21 protein-coding genes are annotated in these 19580 nt (G+C 64.7%); 16 read left to right on the top strand and 5 right to left on the bottom strand.

All coding sequences use genetic code 11. The annotated features are described in order from the left end of the window. Nucleotides 1–114: 114 nt before the first annotated feature. The gene (locus BN1134_RS07700; protein WP_042046371.1) at nt 115–579 is read right to left on the bottom strand and encodes a BamJ family beta-barrel-assembly machinery protein; all 465 of its coding nucleotides are present in this window, start codon (nt 577–579) and stop codon (nt 115–117) included. A gap of 210 nt (nt 580–789) precedes the next feature. Between BN1134_RS07700 and BN1134_RS07695 the strand changes: the two genes are divergently transcribed. Then, a complete protein-coding gene (locus BN1134_RS07695; protein WP_042046370.1) occupies nt 790–1215 on the top strand; it encodes an Hsp20/alpha crystallin family protein in 426 nt (141 codons plus the stop codon). Between the two features lie 26 nt (nt 1216–1241). Here the strand turns inward: BN1134_RS07695 and BN1134_RS07690 are convergent, their stop codons facing one another. Continuing rightward, complete coding sequence (locus BN1134_RS07690) at nt 1242–2258, bottom strand: FAD:protein FMN transferase (RefSeq protein ID WP_042046369.1); 1017 nt, start codon at nt 2256–2258, stop codon at nt 1242–1244. 278 nt (nt 2259–2536) lie between these two features. Here BN1134_RS07690 and BN1134_RS07685 point away from each other — a divergent pair, with 278 nt between their 5' ends. Next, entirely contained in the window at nt 2537–3985 is a 1449-nt protein-coding gene (locus BN1134_RS07685) for an EAL domain-containing protein (protein ID WP_232300611.1), read from the top strand. 14 nt (nt 3986–3999) lie between these two features. Here BN1134_RS07685 and BN1134_RS07680 read toward each other — a convergent pair whose 3' ends face one another. Then, nucleotides 4000–4353 (bottom strand): DsrE/DsrF/TusD sulfur relay family protein, encoded by a 354-nt coding sequence (locus BN1134_RS07680; RefSeq protein ID WP_042046366.1) that lies wholly within the window; start codon nt 4351–4353, stop codon nt 4000–4002. Between the two features lie 209 nt (nt 4354–4562). On the opposite strand from BN1134_RS07680, the gene azu reads away from it, so the two are divergent. Next, the gene (azu, locus tag BN1134_RS07675; protein ID WP_042046365.1) at nt 4563–5006 is read left to right on the top strand and encodes an azurin; all 444 of its coding nucleotides are present in this window, start codon (nt 4563–4565) and stop codon (nt 5004–5006) included. A 43-nt stretch (nt 5007–5049) separates the two neighbouring features. Here the strand turns inward: azu and BN1134_RS07670 are convergent, their stop codons facing one another. Both BN1134_RS07670 and BN1134_RS07665 read right to left on the bottom strand, forming a co-directional pair. Then, on the bottom strand, nt 5050–5859 hold the full coding sequence (locus BN1134_RS07670; RefSeq protein ID WP_042046364.1) for a siderophore-interacting protein: 810 nt from the start codon (nt 5857–5859) through the stop codon (nt 5050–5052). A gap of 66 nt (nt 5860–5925) precedes the next feature. Continuing rightward, nucleotides 5926–6486 carry a HutD family protein gene (locus BN1134_RS07665; protein ID WP_042046361.1) on the bottom strand — a complete coding sequence of 187 codons (561 nt, stop codon included), beginning with the start codon at nt 6484–6486 and terminating at the stop codon, nt 5926–5928. A gap of 594 nt (nt 6487–7080) precedes the next feature. Between BN1134_RS07665 and BN1134_RS07660 the strand changes: the two genes are divergently transcribed. The 13 genes from BN1134_RS07660 to BN1134_RS07600 all read left to right on the top strand — a co-directional run. Continuing rightward, a complete protein-coding gene (locus tag BN1134_RS07660; protein WP_042046360.1) occupies nt 7081–7599 on the top strand; it encodes an FxDxF family PEP-CTERM protein in 519 nt (172 codons plus the stop codon). A 105-nt stretch (nt 7600–7704) separates the two neighbouring features. Beyond that, nucleotides 7705–8868, top strand: coding sequence for a hypothetical protein (locus BN1134_RS07655; protein ID WP_156991704.1), 1164 nt, complete (start codon nt 7705–7707; stop codon nt 8866–8868). An 8-nt stretch (nt 8869–8876) separates the two neighbouring features. Next, nucleotides 8877–10364, top strand: a complete 1488-nt coding sequence (locus tag BN1134_RS07650) for an undecaprenyl-phosphate glucose phosphotransferase (RefSeq protein ID WP_198133153.1) — start codon at nt 8877–8879, stop codon at nt 10362–10364. 15 nt (nt 10365–10379) lie between these two features. Then, entirely contained in the window at nt 10380–11270 is an 891-nt protein-coding gene (locus tag BN1134_RS07645; RefSeq protein ID WP_084214748.1) for an EpsD family peptidyl-prolyl cis-trans isomerase, read from the top strand. Beyond that, nucleotides 11270–12037: an SLBB domain-containing protein gene (locus tag BN1134_RS07640; protein ID WP_042046357.1), complete on the top strand. Its 768-nt coding sequence runs from the start codon at nt 11270–11272 to the stop codon at nt 12035–12037. Before BN1134_RS07645 ends, BN1134_RS07640 begins: the two co-directional genes overlap by 1 nt. A gap of 8 nt (nt 12038–12045) precedes the next feature. Then, on the top strand, nt 12046–13419 hold the full coding sequence (locus BN1134_RS07635; protein ID WP_042046356.1) for a Wzz/FepE/Etk N-terminal domain-containing protein: 1374 nt from the start codon (nt 12046–12048) through the stop codon (nt 13417–13419). Then, on the top strand, nt 13416–14282 hold the full coding sequence (locus tag BN1134_RS07630; protein WP_042046355.1) for a cyclic di-GMP-binding domain-containing protein, MshE-related: 867 nt from the start codon (nt 13416–13418) through the stop codon (nt 14280–14282). Before BN1134_RS07635 ends, BN1134_RS07630 begins: the two co-directional genes overlap by 4 nt. Before the next feature lie 4 nt (nt 14283–14286). Continuing rightward, a complete protein-coding gene (gene xrt / locus BN1134_RS07625) occupies nt 14287–15135 on the top strand; it encodes an exosortase (RefSeq protein ID WP_042046354.1) in 849 nt (282 codons plus the stop codon). Next, nucleotides 15132–15818, top strand: coding sequence for an exosortase-associated protein EpsI, B-type (epsI, locus tag BN1134_RS07620; RefSeq protein ID WP_052449442.1), 687 nt, complete (start codon nt 15132–15134; stop codon nt 15816–15818). Before xrt ends, epsI begins: the two co-directional genes overlap by 4 nt. Beyond that, nucleotides 15815–17089 (top strand): hypothetical protein, encoded by a 1275-nt coding sequence (locus tag BN1134_RS07615; protein ID WP_042046352.1) that lies wholly within the window; start codon nt 15815–15817, stop codon nt 17087–17089. Before epsI ends, BN1134_RS07615 begins: the two co-directional genes overlap by 4 nt. Then, nucleotides 17079–18224, top strand: a complete 1146-nt coding sequence (locus BN1134_RS07610; RefSeq protein ID WP_232300610.1) for a glycosyltransferase family 4 protein — start codon at nt 17079–17081, stop codon at nt 18222–18224. The genes BN1134_RS07615 and BN1134_RS07610 overlap by 11 nt, the downstream gene beginning before the upstream one ends. Next, nucleotides 18221–19243, top strand: a complete 1023-nt coding sequence (locus tag BN1134_RS07605) for a glycoside hydrolase family 5 protein (RefSeq protein ID WP_052449440.1) — start codon at nt 18221–18223, stop codon at nt 19241–19243. Before BN1134_RS07610 ends, BN1134_RS07605 begins: the two co-directional genes overlap by 4 nt. Continuing rightward, nucleotides 19243–19580 (top strand): hypothetical protein (locus BN1134_RS07600; RefSeq protein ID WP_042046350.1); only part of this gene is annotated, 338 nt, incomplete at its 3' end. The genes BN1134_RS07605 and BN1134_RS07600, both read left to right, overlap by 1 nt.

Genomic DNA, 19580 nt, shown 5'->3' with positions numbered 1-19580 from the left:
TAGAGCCTGGCGGTGGGGGCTCCTGGCCTGCTCTTTGCGAGCCTAACCACCAGGGGGAGAGGGGGACTAACGAAAAAGACCCGCGCCATGGCGCGGGTCTTTTGCTGTGCAGGCTTACTCGATGCCGAGCAGCTCGACGTCGAAGATGAGCAGGGAGCCGGGGGGGATCTTGCCGGCAGAGCGCTCGCCATAACCGAGGCGGGCGGGGATGAACAGGCGCATCTTCTCGCCCTGGTGCATCAGTTGTAATCCTTCGGTCCAACCCGGGATCACCTGGTTGAGGCCAAAGCTGATGGGTTCACCACGGGCATAGGAGCTGTCAAACACGGTACCGTCGAGCAGACGTCCCTCGTAGTGCACCTTGACGCGGTTGCCGGCTTGCGGCTGCGGCCCCTCGCTCTCGTGCAGCACTTCATATTGCAGCCCAGAGTCCGTCTCATTGATCCCCGGTTTGCCCCGGTTCTCTTGCAGAAACTGATCACCCATTCGCATGTTTTCCCCGGCCTGGCGGCGGGCTTGACTGCTCGAGTAGAGATAGAAGGCGAGGCCGATGGCCGCGACCAGCAATAGCAGTTTCATCTGTGGCTCCTTGCATGTCGATATGCCTCATCTTACTGTGCCCGCTTGGGCCATGACCACGTAATTATTTGATAGAACAGAAGATTGCGAGCCGTCTCACGGCCTGCCGCCGGTTACTTTTTGATCGCGATCAAGCGCAAACGGGATCGACTTGCGGTAGGAGGGGGCCTTTTTACACTCAGAGGAGGCCCCACGAAGAGGAGGAATGTGATGAGCCTGTTACCCGCCCGCGCCAACCTGTTCGACGATCTGTTTCGCGACCTGGCCTCCGGGTTTACCATCAAGCCGCTGCACGGTGAGCCCCTGCCCTCCCAGATCACCCTCGACGTGAAAGAGTCGGAGGGAGGGTACACTGTGCTGGCCGAACTGCCGGGGGTGCGTAAGGAGGATATCCATCTCGATATCCATGGCCGGGTGGTGACCATCCGGGCCGAGGTACGCCAGCACGACAGCCAGGAGCAAGAAGAGAGGATGCTGCGCAGCGAGCGCTACTACGGCAGTGTGGCCCGCAGCTTCGAGTTGCCGATGGACGTGCAACTGGAGGGGGTTACGGCCAAGTTTGACAACGGGCTGCTGACCCTGAGCCTGCCCAAGCAGGCCGAGGCGCCGCGCGGCCAGCGCATCCCCATCGAGTGATGGAAGCGAGGGGCTGCTGGGCCCCTTTACTGCACCAGATAGGGGGTGAACTGGGGCGTGTAGCGCGCTTCGAATCCCCTGTCTGTCTTGACGATCAGGTAGACGGCCAGCCGGTTTTTTTGCGCAAATGTCAGGGCCTGTTCAGGCCCCATTACCATCAGTGCGGTATCATAGGCATCCGCTTCTAGCGCCGTTGGCAGTATGACGGTGGCCGACACCAATCTGTGGGTGATGGGTTTTCCTGTACGCGGATTGATGATGTGTGAGTAGCGCTTGCCATCCAGCTCGTAGTAGTTGCGATAGCTCCCCGCCGTGCTGACCGCCATCTCCTTGGGGGCCACCACGGCCTGGAAGGCGCCCGGCTTATCCGAAGGATCGACGATGGCTATGCGCCACGGTGCGCCGTTGGGATTGTGTCCCTTGCTGCGCACCGCTCCGGCGATCTCCACCAGATAGTGATGGACTCCTGACTGTTCGAGCAGTTCGGCGATAGCGTCGGCTCCGACACCTTCACCCAGCGTGGAGAGATCGAGGTAGAGATCGGTGCGGCTCTTGCTCAGTAACGCCCCCTCTTTGCCTTGGGTGAGGTGCAGTTTGTCGATCCCCACCCGCGCTCGCGCGGCGGCTATCTCGGCGTCGCTTGGGGTGTGCTGCGGACGTTTGTCCGGGCCAAAGCCCCACAGATTGACCAGGGGGCCGACCGTCACATCCAGCAGGCCGTGGGTGGTCTGCCCCGCAGTTATCCCCTGCGCGACGGCCCTGGCCATCAGCGCAGGAATGGGAAAGGGCGTGTTGGCCGGGCTGCGGTTGAAGCGGGAGAGAACCGAATTCGGATCGTAGGTGGAGATCTCCTGGCTTATCTGGGCCAGCCGAGCCTCCACCTGCTGGTGCAGGGCCTTTTCCCCGCCAGGGAAGGGGTCGGCCAGGGTCACCGCATAGAAGGTTCCCATGGTGCGCCCTTCAATACGCAGCGCGGTTTCCGGCTCGGAACACGCAGCAAGGGCAAGATTGAGTACCGTTAGTAACAAAAAACGCAATAGCATGAGTTAAGTTCTGGCGATACAGGACTTGGCAGCATAGAATGCTTTTCCCCTAAAAAACATGGATGCGAGTGGCAATAATTAATCGGCATTGGAGGCTGATTTAGCTATTGATTGAGGTAGATAACTAAATGGTCGCTATTGCCGCATCCCGCGGGAATAAATGGCGTAGTCTCTGGAGCATATTCACCATCCTTCTCGTGCTGTTGAGTGGTTTTTCCATCCTCTGCTGGCAGGGGTACTCGAAGCTGAATGCTGAGCGGGAGTTCGAGTTGGCGCTCGTGATCAGCCAGGTGGATGACATTCTCGATAACGTCAAAGATTCAGCCGGAGAGGCGCAGTCTCTGGTGGGTAAAGCATGCGCCGGTGCCGAGGTGCCCCTGCGCATGTTGGCGGCCCATTCTCCTTATGTCAGAACGCTGGCGCTGGTTTTCAAAGAGCGCGCCTACTGCTCGTCCGTTTTTGGTGAAATGGATATACCGGTCAACCAGTTGCATGAACCTGGCCGTTCATTGCTCTTGGTTGAGCGTGAACACAATGAACTCAATAGTGATGTACTGACCCCGCTCCTCTCTTTCCGTCAAGACAGTGAGGATGGGGCTGTGCTGGTTGGGGTCTATCCCAGCGAGCTCAGTGAGAAGTTGCTGATAGAGCAGTCATCGAGCCGCAAGCTGGGGAGCCGGCAATTGCTACAGATTGGCAATACCTGGTTGGATGAATCCGGGCAATTCCTGGAGCAAAGGCCCGACGGCGATCTCAACTGGCAGTCTTATGGTTCGAGCAAGTACCTCTACCGCATTTGGCAAGGCCGGCCGGAACAAGCCCCTCTCGCTTTATTGCTAAGCGGTGAAGAGGGCATGATGATGGTGCTGGTGATCCTGGCGCTGGGCATGGGCGGTATGGTCTATGTCACCTGGGGACGGATGCTGACACCCGAGATGGAGATGCGCAGAGCGCTGCTACGCGGTGAGTTTGTCCCTTTCATCCAGCCGATCGTGAGCGGCCATGATGGCTCCCTCGTCGGGGCTGAGGTTCTGGTGCGCTGGAACCATTACCGCTCTGGCATGATCCGTCCCGACCTGTTTGTGCCATTGGCGGAAGAGTGTGGGGTTATCGTTCCTATTACTCGCGAGCTGATGCTGGAGGTGGCCAGGGAGCTGTCGGCCCATCTCGATCAGTTGCCGCCCGAGTTTCACATTAGTTTCAACATCTGCCCGATCCAGTGCCATGACTTCTCGTTGCTGGAAGATTGCCAGACGTTCCTCTCGGCGTTTCCGCCGGGGCGGATTTGCCTCACCTTGGAATTGACCGAGCGGGTACTGCTTGAGCCGACCGAGATCACCACGCTGCTGTTTGAGCGTCTCGATCAGATTGGCGTCAAGATCGCGCTGGATGATTTTGGTACCGGCCACTCCAGCCTGAGCTACCTGCAACAGTTCCGGGTGGATTACCTCAAGATTGATCGCTGCTTTGTGGCCATGATCGGCTCCGATGCCCTGTCACGCCATATTCTGGATGGCACGCTGGATCTGGCGCAGCGGCTCGGCCTCAAGACGGTGGCAGAGGGGATCGAAAATCAGGAGCAGGCGGATTTTCTGCGCGAGCGTCAGGTCGCTTATCTACAGGGGTTTTGGTTTGCCCAGCCCATGACGATGAAAGAGTTCAATGCCTATCTGCGCACCGCCCCTGAGTTGCCGCTCAATGAAGGGGGATGGCGGCCGGCCATGTAACCGGCCCGCCCCTGTTAGAAGTTCAGTACCTTGTCGGCCGCCAGAGTCCAGTCGGCCAGTTGGGCCAGGGTACCTATCTCAATCCCCTCAATGAGAGGAAGCGCGCTGAGGCCACGGGCCTCGCAGCAGGTCTTGCACAGTCGCACGGGGACCCCTTGAGCCAGCAGGATCTCCAGCATCTGGCGCAGGTTGTACCCTTCTCCCGGCGCTTGCCCCGGCAGGGCCGCACTGACCGCATCCGACATGAGAAACAACTTGAGCGTGACCCCTTCGCGCTCTGCCAGCGTCAGCGACAGCCGCAGTGCGTTGAACAGTGACTCGCTTCCGTACGGGGCGCCATTGGCGATCACGACAATTTCTTGGTTCATCTCTTTTTCCTTAATGAAGTGACAATGCAAACCCGCCCCACTGGGGGGGATCAATGCATACGGCCGCCTGAGGCGGTGGTTCATGGCCGTGGCTTGCACGCGCTTCCCTGCGCGGGGGGCATCCCCATACAGGGGGCGAGAAGATGTCGCAATATCCGTCTTGAGTCCGTTTGCTATGATGAGCCCACGTTTACCGCGAGGAAATCACGATGAGATATGCAATCCCTTTTCTGTTACTGGGCGTCATAGCGGCGCCGGTGTTGGCTGCTGATGCGTGCTCTCTGACCATAGAGGCCGATGATGCCATGAAGTTCAGTACTGACGCCATGAGTGTGCCGGCCAGTTGTCAGGAGGTGACGGTCACGCTCAAGCACGTGGGCAAGCTGCCGGTTACCGCCATGGGCCATAACTGGGTGCTGGCCGCCACGGCAGATCTGCAAGGGGTGGCCACCGATGGCATGAGTGCAGGGGCGGCCAGCGGCTATCTCAAGGAGGGAGATCCCCGCGTCATCGCCCACACCCAGCTCATCGGTGGCGGTGAGAGCAGCAGCGTGACGTTCCCGGCCAAGGATCTGGCCGGCAAGGATCTCAGCTTCTTCTGCTCCTTCCCCGGCCACTGGGCCATCATGAAGGGCTCTTTCAAGCTGGGTTAAGCCGGCAGAGAGAGGACAAGGGCAGCCTGCGGGCTGCCCTTTTTCATGCCTCGGCGTCCATCACGGCGTGACGCGCCGGGTGGTAGGCCTCTTCGCTTTGACCTTGCCGCCAGTAAGGAACGGCATAGACGCAGCTGCGCGGCGCCGCGAGCGTGCGCCTGGCATGGCGGCGCAGTGGCACCACGATGCGCTCTTCACCGCCGAACCAGAACTGGCTCATGCTCGCCTCGAGCGGAGCGCCGAGCAGGGCCTCGACCAGCTGCGGCGCCGCCTCCGGCCCGCCGACGATCCAGTCGATGTGTACCCCGGCCGGCACCGGCAGGGGCTGAATATCCGCCGGGCTGGGCACCAGCAGCGCGATGCGGCCGGTGGCATCCGTGGCCATCTCCTCGAGCATGGCGGCGATGGCTGGCAGAGCGGTGAGATCGCCGGCCAAGTAATAGTGGCGTGCCGCCTGCAACATGGGGGAGGGGCCGCCCGGCTGCGAGAGACCGAGCGTGTCGCCGATGCGGGCATTCAGGGCAAAACGGCTGGCCGGGCCGCTCTCCCCGTGCAGGGCAAACTCGACATCCAGCTCATTTTGTTCACGGCGAAAGGCGCGCAGGGTGAAGGTGCGCAGCAGCGGTTTTTCCGCCGGGCTCGCCCAGCGCGGCCCCTGCTCGGTCAGGGTGGGCAGCACAGGGTCGCGCTGCCCAGGTTGGGGAAACATCAGCTTGATGTGGGCGCCGCCACAGGTGAAGGGATAGTCGGTCAGCTCATTGCTGTGAAAGGTGATGCGGCGCAGGTGCGGGGTGACATCCTGGATGCGGCGTACCCGGATGAGGCGTGGCCGCTGGGGAGCGGGGAGGGACATGAAACATTCCTTATGAAAACTATTCTCATTCCCATCCTATCCCGTGCCACGCGCCGGGTACACCCTTCAGGTGAGCGGTTGCAGGGTGAAGAAGGCCAGGGTGGCGGAGCGCTCGCATTGCAGCGCCAGACTCTCCTCGCCGCAGAGGTGCAGGGTGTCACCCACTTGCAGCGGCTGACCGGCGGCTTGCAGGCTCCCCTCCAGCAGGGTGACCAAGTAGGTGTTGGCCGGCTCCAGCGTCAGGGTCAGCGGAAAGGGAAGGGTCAGCACCCTGGCATTGGCCTTGACCCGAGAGGGGCGGTAGAGGAGCCCGAGCTCGGTCACTTCCCGTTTGAGCAGCTCACAGTGGGTCTGTGTCTCGCCATCGACGTGGGCAATCTCAAAGGTGGTGTAGGGGTGTCCGTTGAGCACGAAACCAGCCCCCCGGATCGGCAGCAGAATGCGGGAGAAACCGGGAAAGAGCGGTAAAGGGCCGCCCTCTTTGAGCGGGGCCATGCTGAGGTGGTAATCAAAGTCGAGGCGGGCCAGTGAGGCGTGGGCGGGCGCGATCAGGATCTCGGTCGTACTGCCCTTGCCGCTGCTCCACGGTTGCTGGCGATAACGGGTATGGGAAAGCAGTGTCAGCATGGGAGGCTCCTGTGGGAAAGGGCGCCAGCTTAACAGCCAGAGGAGGTGGAAAAAAGCCGTGGAAAAAGAGCCGGGTGGGATCTGGGTCAAGGATTGAGGGGGCTGAAGCGGTTATGGTTATTTCAATTCGGCGCAATATCTATCTTGTTGCTAGCATGTAAATACATATTAATAGACACCACCACACCAGTATGAGAAATACCTCATACCAAGGTGTGGTTTTCTATTTCATCCCCCTTTATCTATTTTCAGTCTTTCCCCCTATATCTAAAAAAAACACGCTAGTTAAGATCTGCTCAAATCAATCGCAGGTTCAGAAAATAATTATTAGAAGGCTCACTTGTTATTGGGTGGGCGCTCAGTAATTGGATCTATTTGATAAGAACATACAATAACGCCCTGTAGAATTTGCTTACTGACAAAATAGCAAATGCCAGTGCGGTGTAGGGTATCGCTATCTTGCCGTTTCGATCGACTGATCAAATAACAGGGAGCTTGGATTCAAGCAGGAGGTGGTATTTATATCGGTTGGCTTTGTTGTAATGGTTAATTCAATTAAATGTCATTAAAAGCTGTTCTATGGAGGAACGCATAATGTTACGGAACATTTTCTTGTTGTTGGTGCTGCTTGGTGCGGGTCAGGCGATGGCGGCGGTGCAGGATGTCAGTGTACCGGGGGCGGCAACGACCCTGTTTGACCATGCGGGAGAGGCCTTTGGTAGCCACTTCACCGATACCTGGCAGATCAATGTGGACAAGGCCGCGGTGGCCAACTCCGGTGTGGTCAGCTTCACCTTCGGCGACATCTTCGGGGTGGGCAACTTCTCCCTGGCGGTGTGGGATGTGGTTAAGTCCAGCTATGTGGCCATCACGCCGGTGGTCAACAGCCTGGATGCCGCCTGGCAATTCGTGCTGCCGGATGCCGGTCGCTATGACCTGCTGATCTCCGGTGTGGTCACCGGTACCCAGCTGGGTGGCTCCTATATCGCCGGTATCGTGACCGCGCCGATCCCCGAGCCGGAAGTCTATGCCCTGATTGGTGTCGGCCTGTTGACCCTGCTGGTGTCCAAACGCCGTCGCAGCCAACGTATTCCGACTCTGCAGGCCGCCTGATCAACTGATTCGCTATTTGCCGAATGTGTAATTGCCCAGACTCAGTCAGGAATGGCTGGGTCGGGCAGGTCATCACTATTTTAATTGATAAAGCGAGCGACAGGGATGAGGTATCTCCTGGTGATATTGGGTGCCGCAATATATGGCACTGATGTGCAGGCTAATCAGCAGCAAGGGGATACCTGGTCACTGACCACGGCGGTCAATAGCCGCCATGACAATAATATCTTCCGGTTAAACGACGAGACATCTTTGCCCAGCGGATTATATCGCAGTGACGATATTGGTAGCGGTTCACTGCAAGGGCGATGGGGCACCCGCTGGTCACGGCAACAGCTATTTGCCAGCGCCAATATCGAGCGCCAGGAATATCGCCGCAACAGTGGCATGTCCCACACCGGCCACAGCTGGCGGGTGGGCTGGCAGGGGGTCATGGGCCCCTGGCTGCGACCCAGCCTGAGTTATGGCGAGAGCCGCCGGCTGGGTGCCTTCGAGGATGTGGCGCTCGGCATCAAGGACATGCAGGACGAGCGGCGTCTGGAGGGGGAGCTGGCCAACCCGCAGGAGCGGATGCTGGCCCTCTCTCTCGCTGGCAGCTGGCGCACGCTGCGCCACGGCAGCCACCTCTACCAGCCGCTCGATCTGGACGAGAGCGGTTGGCGCGCGACCAGCGGGCTGCGCAGCCGGCAGGGGGCGAGCCTGCTACTGGGGTGGGAGCACAAGCAGACCGACTATCTCCAGCAGGCGGGGGGCGGGCGCGACAGCGATCAGGACACCCTGAGCCTGACCGGCCATTGGCCGGTGACGGCGCGCCTGAGCCTGGATGCGGAGTTGGGCCGGCTCGGTTGGCGCTATGCCGGTGACAGCCGGCGCCACTACTGGGTGGGTCGGTTGGCGGCCCGCTATGAGGCGGGCGCCCACCACCAGTTCGATGCCAGCTGGCAACGGCGCGAGGCCCCGAGCGGCGAGCGCTACCAGTCGGTCATCAATGACACGGCCCGGCTGGGCTGGGTCTGGCAGTGGAGCGAGCGGCTCGGCCTCGAGCAGCGTCTTTCCCAGGTACGCGCCGACTATCAGCCGGGCGTGCTGGCGGGGGGCGATCTGCTCGGCGACGAGACCACCCTCTCCTACAGCGCGGCGCTTAACTGGCGCCCGAGTGAGCGCTGGAGCACCCAGCTGAGCTGGGAGTGGGGGCGGCGCGAGGCCAGCCAGGACTACCGGGAATATGACTACCAGAGCGCAGGCTTGAACCTGTCTTACATCTACTGAGGTACGGGATGAGCGAAGTGATGGCAGAGCTGGCCGCCAAGCAGGAGGCGATCCAGCCACAGCGCGAGGAGGGAGCGGCGTTCTACCCCTCCCTCGACACCCTGCAAGGTGAGCTGGAGCGGATCTCACCCTTGGTGACCCTGTTCAAGTCGGTGATCGATCCGGTGCTGGTGGTGGCGACCCTCTATCTGCTGCACCCCCTGTTCGACGTGGCGTTTGGCAGCACCGAACTGGTGCTCGCGGCACTGGCCTTCCTGCTCACCATGCTGGTGATGGATGGCTCTGTGCTGCTGGTGCGCAGCCAGGGGCTGATGTGGTGGGGGCTGCTGCGCTTCGTGCTCGGCTGGTGCTTCGTGGTGGCGACCCTGTCGCTCATCGGCTACCTGGCCTCCTGGCACCTCTACTTCTATCCCCCCTATCTGCTGGCCTGGGCCCTGCTGGCGCCCGCCACCCTGTTGGCGTCCCACGGTTTGGTGCAGCTGTTGATGGGGGGAGGCGAGCGGGTGGCCAAGCGCAAGGTGGCCATCGTCGGTGCCAACGAGGCGGGCATGACCCTGCGCGATCGCATCGGGGCCAACGGCTATCTCAACATGGAGTTCGTCGGCTTTTTCGACGATCGCGAGCTGACCCGCCTCGACGCCGGTCGCATCAAGCCGGGCGAGCTGCTGGCCACCCTGGCCGGCATGGCCGAGGTGATCCAGCGCGAGGGGATCAGCCACGTCTACATCTCGCTGCCCATGTCCTCTCAGCCCCGGGTGATGAGCCTGCTCGACAGCCTGCAAGACAGCACCGTCTCCATCTATTTTGTGCCCGACTATTTCGTGTTCGACATGATCCAGGGTCACGTCGACAACGTGGCCGGCATCCCGGTGGTGTGCGTCTGCGACTCCCCCTTCACCGGCCTCAAGGGGGTGGTGAAGCGCGCCGAGGACATCGTGCTCACCCTCGCCATCTTGGCCCTCATCTGGCCGCTGATGCTCGGCACCGCGCTGGCGGTCAAGCTCACCTCGCCGGGGCCGGTCATCTTCCGCCAGAAGCGCTACGGCATGGATGGCAAGAGCATCGTCGTCTACAAGTTCCGCTCCATGACGGTGATGGAGGATGGCGACAAGGTGGTGCAGGCGCGCCAAGGCGATCAGCGCTTCACTCCCATCGGCGGCTTCCTGCGTAAAAGCTCCCTCGACGAGCTGCCCCAGTTCATCAACGTGCTCGAGGGCAAGATGAGCATCGTCGGCCCGCGTCCCCACGCCAACACCCACAACGAGTATTACCGCAAGCTGATCAAGGGCTACATGATCCGCCACAAGGTGCGCCCCGGCATCACCGGCTGGGCCCAGGTCAATGGCTGCCGGGGAGAGACCGACACCCTCGACAAGATGGAGAAACGGATCGAGTTCGATCTGGCCTATCTGCGCCACTGGTCACTGTGGATGGACCTGCGCATCGTCCTGATGACCGCCTATCAGACCGTCAAACCCAAGGGCAATGCCTACTGAGCGTAAGGATTGAGGATGAAGCAAAGAGACAGGGGAGTGGCGCTGTTAGGCGCCGCCGTGTTGTTGGTGCTGGGGGGCTGCGGCGAGGCGGAAAAACCGGCCGCCAGCCAGGTGCTGGCCAGGGTCAACGGCAAGGAGCTGACCGTGCTGCAACTGAACTACCTGCTGGCCCAGCAGCCGCCGGGGCGTCAGCTCAGCGATGCACAGAAGCAGCTGGTGCTCGACGAGCTGGTGCGCCAGGAGATCCTGGTGCAGCGCGCCCAGGCCGACAAGCTGGATCGGGACCCGCAGGTGGTGCAGGCGCTCGAGTTTGCCCGCCGTCAGGTGCTGGCCCAGTCGGTGCTGGCGCGCCACCCTGGGGCGCCGCTCGCGGCGCCGGCCGAGGAGGAGATCCGCGCCTACTACCAGCAGCACGAGGCGGAGTTTCGCCAGCGCCAGCGCTATGAGCTGACCGCGTTTCTGGTGCCGGAGGCCGCCCTCGATCAAGCCGCGCTGCGGGAGTTTGACGCCCTCGCCGACGAGACGGCCGCCGAGCGCTGGTTCAAGCAAAAGGGGGTGCCCTTCAACCGCCAGCAGGTGCAGGTGAGCAGCGAGGGGCTGCCCGCGCGACTCGCCACCCAGCTGCGCACCCTCAATCCGGGTGACACCCTGGTGGATCGGGCCAACGGCCAGCGGGTGCTGATGCGCCTCAAGCTTCGCGAGGAGGCGCCACTCACCCTGAGCCAGGCCAAGGCGCAGATCCTCGCCGAGTTGACCCGTCAACGTCAGCAGCAGCGTCTCGAGCAGCAGCTGGTCGCTCTGCGCGGCGATGCCAGCGTCGAGTACCTGCAACGTTTCGCCGCCGCGGCCGAGGAGGGGCCGGCCCAGACCGCCCAACTCGCCACCGGCCTCAAGGGATTGCAATGATGAACGTCTCACTGCGCCGGGGCCTGGCCCTGTTGTCACTGTTGCTGCTGTCCGGCTGGGCCGGTGCCGCCCCTTATCGCATGGGGGCCGGCGACATAGTGCGGGTCAGCGTCTATGGCAACCCGGATCTCTCCCTCGAGGCGGAGATCGCCGCCGACGGGCGCCTCAACGTCCCCCTGCTCGGCCAGGTGCCCATGGCGGGCCTCAGCTTCGATGAGGGGGAGCGGCTGCTGGCCGAGCGCTGGCGCGCCGCCGGCGTGCTCTCCCAGCCCCACGTCAACCTGCTGGTGACCGAATACCGCAGCCAGCTGGTCTCGGTATGGGGTGAGGTGAACCGCCCCGGCCAGTACCCGCTTAAGGTCGACACCCGCCTCTCGGGCATGCTGGCCGCTGCCGGCGGCGTCGCGCCGACCGGGGGCCAGAGCATCGAGCTGGTGCGTGGCAACCAGCGCACCCGCTACGAGCTCGGTGCCGAGGGGCTGCACGACGATCCCCTGCTGCAACCGGGCGATCAGCTGGTGGTGCCACGTCAGCCGCAGGTCTACGTCTATGGCGAGGTGCTGCGCCCCGGCAGCTACCCGCTTGGCGCTGGGCTGACCGTGATGCAGTCGATCGCCCTGGCCGGCGGCTTCACCCCGCGCGCCGATCACGGCGACATCAGCCTGCAACACCAGGATGCCAACGGCGAGCTGGTCAACCAGGCCGTCACCCTGACCACTGGGCTCAAGGCCGATGCGGTCATCTTCGTCGGCGAGAGCTGGTTCTAGGAGCGAGCATGATGACCATTACCCAATTTTTTAGCGTCCTGCTGGCCCGCCGCCGCCTGTTGCTGCTGGTCGCGCTCACCGTGCTGGTGCTGGTGCTGGCCATGACCCTGCTGCTGCCCAAGCGCTACATGAGCGAGGCGGTGATCGCCGTCGATGGCGGCAGCGATCCGGTGCAGTTCAGCTCCCTCGGCCCCGTGGTGCAGCAGAACTATCTGGGCACCCAGGTGGCCATCGTCGCCAGCCACGCCACCGCCCTGCGGGTGGTGCGGGATCTGCGTCTGGCGGACTACCCCCAGGCCCAGGAGCGCTTTGCCCGCAGCGGCGAGGGTGGCGACATCGCCAGCTGGCTGGCAGCCGGCCTGCTGCGCGATCTCGATGTGGTGCCCGGCAAGGAGAGCAACACCATCACGGTGCGCTACGGCGCCGTGGATCCGGCCTTCGCCGCCGCCATCGCCAACGGCTTTGTCGATGCCTACCGCCACGTGGTGATCGAAAACCGCAGCGGCCAGGCACTGCAAAGTGAATCCTTCTTCAAGGAGCAGATGGTCGATCTGCAACGGGATCTCGAGCAGCGTCAGGCGCGCCTGTCCGACTACCAGCGCCAGCACGGCATCCTGGCCGGCAGTCGCGATCGCATCGACACCGAGAGTCAGCGCCTGATGGAGCTGACCGGCCAAGTGACCCAGGCCGAGGCCGACTACATCGCCGCCTCTTCGCGGGTGACCGATGCCCAGAACAACGACAACCCGCTGCTGGCCCAGCTCACCCTGGCGCTGGCGGACTTGCGCAAGCAGCGCAGCCTGGTGGCCGAGCGCAGCGGCACCCGCCACCCCCAATATCAGCAACTCAATGCCCAGATCGCCGCCACCGAGCGCGAGCGGGCCGATCAGCAGGGGCGCATCGAGGCGCAGCGCCGCCAGAGCGTGGAGGCCATGGCCGCCCGCCTCAAGGCGCAGCAAGACGAGCTGGCGCAGCAAAAGCTGCGGGTGCTGGCTCTTAAGGATCGCCTGGCCGAGCTCGACATATTGCAGCGCGGGGTCGACAACGCCCAGCGCAGCTACGAGCTGGTGATGCAGAAGTGGTCCGAGGCGGCCATCCAGTCCAACGCCAGCCTGACCAACATCACAGTGCTGCAACGGGCCCAGCCCTCGGCCCGCCCCGTGTCGCCGCGCCCGCTCTTCAACCTGCTGTTCGGCACCCTGCTGGCGCTCGGTTGCGGCGCCCTGGCGAGCTTTCTGGTCGAGCTGCGCGCGCGCCGGGTGCGCTGCGCCGACGATCTCACCCACACTCTGGGGCTGCCCGTGCTCATCACATTGCAAGGGGAGCGTTCGCCCGCCCGCGCCCCCCGGCTGCTTCTCAACTGGCGCGGAGGTCAATCATGATGCCCCTCTCTTCCCGCGAACGCCTGCTCGAGCCGGCCGGCATGCCGCGCGTCGGCGAGCTGCTGCTGGCCGCCGGCAAGCTGACCGAGCTGCAACTCGGCCAGATCCTCAAGCACCAGCACGAGCACGGCACCCGCTTTGGCGAGGCGGCCCAGCAGCTGGGGCTGCTCAGCGAAGCCGACGTGCACGCCATGGTGGCGCGCCAGTTCTCCAGCTTCCTGGCCGAGCCGGGCAGCGCGCTCAGCGAACGCCTCTACATGGCCTATGCCGAGCGGTTGCTGGAAAAAGAGAAGATCAAGGCGCTGCGCAGCCAGTTGCAGCTCGCCTGGCTGGCTCAGGGGCAGCGCAGCCTGCTGCTGGGAGGGGTCGATGACGAGGCGACGCGTGCCACCTTGGCCGGCAACCTGGCCATCGCCTTCAGCCAGCTCGGTCTTGCCACCCTGCTGGTGGACGCCAACCTGCGCGGCAGCGCGCTGCCCGCCCTGCTCGGCAGTCGGCGCCGGGTCGGCCTGTCCGATCTGCTGGCCGGTCGCGGCGAGCTGGAGCGGCTGGTCGAGCCGGTGGCGGGGCTTGAGGATCTCGACTATCTGCCGGCCGGTACCCCGGCCCCCAATCCGCAGGAGCTGCTGTCGCGCAAGCGGATGCAGCAGCTGGTGCCCGAGCTGGCCCAGCGCTACGAGGTGGTGATCTACCACACCCCGGATCAGCACGAGTGGTACGACACCCAGATCCTCGTCTCCCTGGTGCCCGGCGTGCTGCTGTTGGCGCGGCGCGACGGCACGCCGCTGCCGGCGCTGGCCGACATGGTGGCGCGCCTGCGCCTGATCCGGGCCGAGCTGCTGGGGTGTGTCTACCTTGACTGACGCGATGCAGCTGCGACATGGCGCCGCCCTCTGGCTGGCGCTGGCCGCCCTGGCGGCCCTCTATGTGCCCCTGTTTCACGGCCTCTACTTCGCGCAAGGGGAGAGCCTGGGGGGGAGCACCGCCGCCTTGCTGCTGGTGCTGGCCCTCGGGTTGTTCATCCAGCAGTTGCTGGCCTGCCCGCTGCGCGGTGCGCCGGCACGCGCCCTCGGCGCCGTGGCGCTGCTGCTGGCGTCCGCCCTCTACCTGCTCGGCGAGCTGCTGCAACTGCCGATGTTCTCGGCCGGCTCGCTGATCCTGATGCTGGCCGCCGTGGTGCTGCTCTATTTTGGCCGCGCGGCGCTGCGCGAATTCCTGCTGCCGCTGCTGCTGCTGCTGTTTGTCATCCCGCTCCCCTATGTGCTGACCGACGTCATCGTGCAGCCGCTCAAGCTGTTTATCTCCGCCGTCACCGAGGGGCTGCTCTATTTGCTCGGCTACCCGGTGGCGCGCCAGGGGGTGGTGCTCTACCTCGGCCCCTATCAGCTGCTGGTGGCGGACGCCTGCTCCGGCATCAACTCCCTGTTCAGCCTGGAGGCGATCGCCCTGCTCTACCTGCACGTGGTCAAGCGCGGCGGCGCGGCGCGCAAAGCGGTCATCGGCCTGCTGATCGTGCCCATCTCGGTGCTGGCCAACGTGCTGCGGGTGCTCTTTATCGCCCTGCTCACCTATCACCAGGGCAACGCGGTGGGGCAGAGCTTCGTGCACGAGCTCTCCGGCCTGTTCCTGTTCGTGGTGGCGCTGCTGCTCATCATCGGCCTCGACGGCCTGCTCGATCGCCTCGGCCTTGCCTGCCCGCGGGAGGTGACCCCATGAAGGGCTACGCAGTACAAACCCTGCTGCTGCTGGCGCTGCTGCTGGTCATCGGCCTGCTTGGCCGGCACTGGCAGCAGGGGCGGGTCTGGCTGGCCGAGCGCCACCAGGTGGCGCTGGAGCAGCAGATCCCGGCGCGTTTTGCCGACTGGCAGCTGGTGCCGGGTGGGGCTGTGGTCGAGGTCTCCGGCGAGGCGCGTCAGGCCCTGGCCAGCCTCTACGAGCAGCAGATCGCCCGGGTCTACCGCGCCGCCGACGGCAGCGAGGTGATGCTCTCCCTGGTCTATGGCCGGGATCAGTCGAGCGATCTCTCCCAGGCGCATCGCCCGGAGATCTGCTACGTGGCGCAGGGCTTTCAGATTGAAGGGCGTGAGCCCATCACCCTCTCCCCGCTGGGGCAGGCGCTGCCCGCCACCCGGCTGCTGACCCGTCAGGGGAGCCGGGTCGAGCCGCTCACTTACTGGATGGTGGTGGGGGACAAGGTAGTGCGCCCCGGCCTCGAGCGCAAATGGGCCCAGCTCGGCTTTGCCCTGCGCAAAGAGATCCCGGACGGGGTGCTGCTGCGGGTCTCCAGCCTGGATGAGCGCGGCGAGCACGCCTTCGCCCTGCAACAGCGCTTCTTGACGGCGCTGCTGGCCGCGGTCGATCCGGCCACCCGGCGCCTGCTGGCGGGGGCGGGGGCATGAGCGCCCTGCTCTGGAGCCGGCCGCTGCCGGCCGCCTTGCAGGCGCACACCTCGTCAAGCGAGCGCGCCGTGCTGGCGCTGCTGCTGGCGAGCGTGCTCTATCAGAGCCTATTGTGCATGGTGAACACCCTGCTGTTTGCCATCAACCCGACCCTGGTGGCGCTGGTCGAGGCGCTCATCTACGGCGGCGTGCTGCTGCTGGTCTACCGCCGCCTGCCCCTCGGCCTCGCCCTGCTCGCCCTGCTGGCGCTGGTCAACCTGCTCTCCCTGACGGTGCTGCGCGGCCTGCTCGATGCCAAGTCGGTGCGCGACATCCTGATCATCCTGCTCTTCTTCTGGCTGGGGCTGCGCCACGGCTCGGCGGCGCTGGTCGACAAGGTCTTGCTGCTGGTGGTGGGGGTGGCGCTGCTGCTCGGCCTGTTCGAGTGGCTGGCGCTGGAGTGGTACATCCGGGTGTTCCACACCTTCTCCTACTTCGTCAACCAAAGCGGGATCGGCCGCGACGGCGGCGCCATCTTCAGCGGCCAGGCGCTCACCCTCAACGGCTTTCGCCCGGACGGCATCGGCCGCACCATCTTGCCCTGGCTGTTCGGGCCGCACCGCATCTCCTCGATCTTTCTCGAGCCAGTGTCACTTGGCAACTTCTCGGTCATCGTGCTGATCTGGGCCCTGTGCCGGGAAGGGGAGCGGCGGGTGAGCCTGCTGCTTGCCGCCGGCGCCGCCATGCTGATCGCCCTGTCCGACTCGCGCTTCGGGCTGGCCATGAGCGCCATGCTGATCGCCCTGCGCCTGCTGCTGCCGCTGCGTGCCACCGCCCTGCTGGCGCTGGCGCCATGGGCCATGATGGCGGCCGTCTACATCTACAGTAACTGCTTCTTCGAGGGGGCCTACAGCGACTCCTTTGTCGGCCGCCTCACCTACACCGGCAAGGTGCTCGGCACCCTCGAGGTGGGCGACATGCTGGGGCTGCAATCGCCGCTCGGCAACTACGGCGACATGGGCTATGCCTATGTGCTGACCCGCTTCGGCCTGCCCTTCCTGCTGCTGGGGTGGGGGCTGCTGTGGCTGATCCCGCTGCACAGTGCGCCGGCGCTGCGGGTGCGCGCCCTCATCTCTCTTTACATCGCCATGATCCTCTCGATCAGCGGCACCTCCCTGTTTGCCCTCAAGTCGGCCGGCCTGCTCTGGTTCCTGGTCGGCAGCCTGTGCGCCGAGGGCGGCGCACGGCAGGAGGCCCTTTCCCATGCCGGAGTGCAGCGTCATGACCATTAAGGTGTTTCATGTGGTGCGTCAGTACCACCCCTCCATCGGCGGGCTGGAGGATGTGGTCTACAACATCGCCCAGCAGCAGCTGCACAGTGGCCAGCAGGCGCCGACCGTGGTGACCCTGGATCGCCTGTTTCGCGGTGAAGGCGAACGCCTGCCCGCCTACGAGGTGCGCGAGGGGGTGCCGGTGATCCGCCTGCCTTACTCGGGCTCGAGTCGCTACCCCTTGTGCTGGAACATCCTCTCGGCCATCCGCGAGGCCGACGTGGTGCACGTGCACGGGGTCGACTTCTTCTTCGACTTCCTGGCGCTGACCCGGCCGCTGCACCGCAAGCCGCTGCTGGCCTGCTCCCACGGCATCTTCTTTCACACCGAGTTTGCCAGCGGCGCCAAGAAGGTTTTCTTCAACACCGTCACCCGCGCCAGCAGCCTCGCCTACCGACGTATCTTCGCCACCAGCGCCAACGACGGCCGCCTGTTCGGTCAGGTGGCCGCCCCGGCGCGCATCGAGGTGATCGAGAACGGCGTCAACGTCGACAAGTTCCGCCTGCCGCCGCGCGCGCAGCTGCCGCGCCACCTCATCTACTTCGGCCGCTGGGCCGAGAACAAGGGGCTCAAGGAGACGCTGGCCCTGTTTGCGGCGCTGCACCGGCGCGATCCCCGCTGGCGCCTCACCCTGGCCGGGCGCGAGTACGACCTCGATGCGGCCGAGCTGGCCACCGAAGCGCGCCGGCTCGGGGTGGGCGAGGCGGTACAGATCGCCGCCAACCCCTCTCAAGATGCGCTCAAGGGGCTCATCGCCGAGGCGGGTTACTTCATCTGCCAGTCGCGCCACGAAGGGTTTGGTTTGGCCGCCATCGAGGCGATGAGTGGCGGCCTCTATCCGCTGCTGAGCCCCATCCCGCCGTTTCGCCGGCTGGTGGAGGAGACCGGTCTCGGCCTGCTGCTGGAGGGGGACGAGGCGACCCAGCTGGAATGCCTGCTGGCCCGGCACGAGGCGCTGGCGGGCGACTACCCGGCGCTCGGCGCGCGGCTGGTCGAGGCGATCGCCCACTACTCGTGGCAGGGGGTGGCGCAGCGCTACATGGCCGCTTACGCGGACGCGGTGTCGGGCCCGCGCTTGCAGGAGCAGCCCTCATGAGCCGCCTGCTGTGGTTGCTGTGGCTGCTGCTGGCCCTGCCGGGGCGGGCCGACTGCCTCAGTGAAGGCCCCCTGCCCGGCGTCAACCTGGCCGGGGCCGAGTTCAAGGCGACGGCGCTGCCGGGGCGCATCAACGTCGACTTTGTCTATCCGTCGAACGAAACCCTCGACTACTTCCGTGGCAAGGGGATGCGCCTGCTGCGCCTGCCGGTGACCTGGGAGCGGCTGCAACCCGAGACCGGCGGCGCCCTCTCGCCACTGCACCTGGGTGAGTTGCAGCGGCTGGCGCGCTACAGCGCCTTGCACGATCTCTGCCTGCTGGTGGATCTGCACAACTTCGGCAAGCGCCAAGGGTTGCCGCTCGATCAGGCGCCGCAGGCCGCCGATGCCCTGAGCGATCTCTGGCTGCGGCTGGCCGGGGCGCTGGCAGAACAACAGGATCACGTGGCCCTGGGGCTGATGAACGAGCCGGCCCTGATCGGCCGCAGCCAGTGGGTCAGCCTGGCCGGCGAGGTGCTGACCCGGCTGCGCGAGGCCAAGGTGGCCAACCTGGTGGTGGTGTCGGGCGGCAACTGGAGCGGCGCCCACGCCTGGTTTAGCGGCAGCGCGGCCCAGCCGAGCAACGCCGATCTGCTGGCCGGCTGGCGCGATCCGCTCGGGCGCAGCGTGATCGAGCTGCACCAGTACGCCGACAGCGACTACTCGGGCACCCACAACGACTGCATCGACCCGCAGAAGATGCGCACCATACTGCGCGCCGCCGGCGAGTGGGGCAGTCAGCACGGCCAGCGGCTGCTGCTCGGCGAGTTTGGTGTGCCGGCCAGCCGCGGCTGCCTGGCGGTGCTCGACGTGATGCTGGCCGAGCTGACGCGCGCCCCCTGGATGGGGTGGGCCTACTGGGCCGGCGGCCCCTGGTGGGGCAGCTACCCCTTCTCGGTGCAGCCCAGCGGCGATGGGCAGGACAAACCACAGATGGCCGTGCTGGCCGACTATCTCGCCCCAGCGGCAGGGAGCCAATGATGAACGAGTGCAAGACGATCCTGGGGTTTCCCATCTTCAACGGCTCGCGCGAGGCGCTGCGCGCCGAGCTGGAGCGCCGCGCCGGGCAGGTGTCGGGGCCCCTGTGCCTCTTCTACGCCAACAGCAACCTGCTTCAGCTGTGCCACGGCGAGGCGGCGCGTTTTAGCGAGCCGGGCATCCTCATCGCCAACGACGGGGTGGCCCTCAACCTGGCGGCGCGCCTGCTGACCGGCACGCCGTTTGCGGCCAACCTCAACGGCACCGATTTTACCCCCTACCTGGTGCGCACCAGCCCGATCTTTCGCCGGGTGTTTCTGCTCGGCGGCCAGAGCGGGGT

Origin of the sequence: Aeromonas simiae, assembly GCF_000820125.1 — a bacterium.
GTDB classification, from domain to species: domain Bacteria; phylum Pseudomonadota; class Gammaproteobacteria; order Enterobacterales; family Aeromonadaceae; genus Aeromonas; species Aeromonas simiae.
The sequence above is the reverse complement of the archived record's forward strand: the minus strand, read 5'-3'. Positions and strand labels throughout refer to the sequence as shown.

Coding starts and splice junctions, on each gene's coding strand:
- BN1134_RS07700 (WP_042046371.1), bottom strand. CDS start 579: ATGAAACTGCTATTGCTGGTCGCGGCCATCGGCCTCGCCTTCTATCTC.
- BN1134_RS07695 (WP_042046370.1), top strand. CDS start 790: ATGAGCCTGTTACCCGCCCGCGCCAACCTGTTCGACGATCTGTTTCGC.
- BN1134_RS07690 (WP_042046369.1), bottom strand. CDS start 2,258: ATGCTATTGCGTTTTTTGTTACTAACGGTACTCAATCTTGCCCTTGCT.
- BN1134_RS07680 (WP_042046366.1), bottom strand. CDS start 4,353: ATGAACCAAGAAATTGTCGTGATCGCCAATGGCGCCCCGTACGGAAGC.
- azu (WP_042046365.1), top strand. CDS start 4,563: ATGAGATATGCAATCCCTTTTCTGTTACTGGGCGTCATAGCGGCGCCG.
- BN1134_RS07670 (WP_042046364.1), bottom strand. CDS start 5,859: ATGTCCCTCCCCGCTCCCCAGCGGCCACGCCTCATCCGGGTACGCCGC.
- BN1134_RS07665 (WP_042046361.1), bottom strand. CDS start 6,486: ATGCTGACACTGCTTTCCCATACCCGTTATCGCCAGCAACCGTGGAGC.
- BN1134_RS07660 (WP_042046360.1), top strand. CDS start 7,081: ATGTTACGGAACATTTTCTTGTTGTTGGTGCTGCTTGGTGCGGGTCAG.
- BN1134_RS07655 (WP_156991704.1), top strand. CDS start 7,705: ATGAGGTATCTCCTGGTGATATTGGGTGCCGCAATATATGGCACTGAT.
- BN1134_RS07650 (WP_198133153.1), top strand. CDS start 8,877: ATGAGCGAAGTGATGGCAGAGCTGGCCGCCAAGCAGGAGGCGATCCAG.
- BN1134_RS07645 (WP_084214748.1), top strand. CDS start 10,380: ATGAAGCAAAGAGACAGGGGAGTGGCGCTGTTAGGCGCCGCCGTGTTG.
- BN1134_RS07640 (WP_042046357.1), top strand. CDS start 11,270: ATGAACGTCTCACTGCGCCGGGGCCTGGCCCTGTTGTCACTGTTGCTG.
- BN1134_RS07635 (WP_042046356.1), top strand. CDS start 12,046: ATGATGACCATTACCCAATTTTTTAGCGTCCTGCTGGCCCGCCGCCGC.
- BN1134_RS07630 (WP_042046355.1), top strand. CDS start 13,416: ATGATGCCCCTCTCTTCCCGCGAACGCCTGCTCGAGCCGGCCGGCATG.
- xrt (WP_042046354.1), top strand. CDS start 14,287: ATGCAGCTGCGACATGGCGCCGCCCTCTGGCTGGCGCTGGCCGCCCTG.
- epsI (WP_052449442.1), top strand. CDS start 15,132: ATGAAGGGCTACGCAGTACAAACCCTGCTGCTGCTGGCGCTGCTGCTG.
- BN1134_RS07615 (WP_042046352.1), top strand. CDS start 15,815: ATGAGCGCCCTGCTCTGGAGCCGGCCGCTGCCGGCCGCCTTGCAGGCG.
- BN1134_RS07610 (WP_232300610.1), top strand. CDS start 17,079: ATGACCATTAAGGTGTTTCATGTGGTGCGTCAGTACCACCCCTCCATC.
- BN1134_RS07605 (WP_052449440.1), top strand. CDS start 18,221: ATGAGCCGCCTGCTGTGGTTGCTGTGGCTGCTGCTGGCCCTGCCGGGG.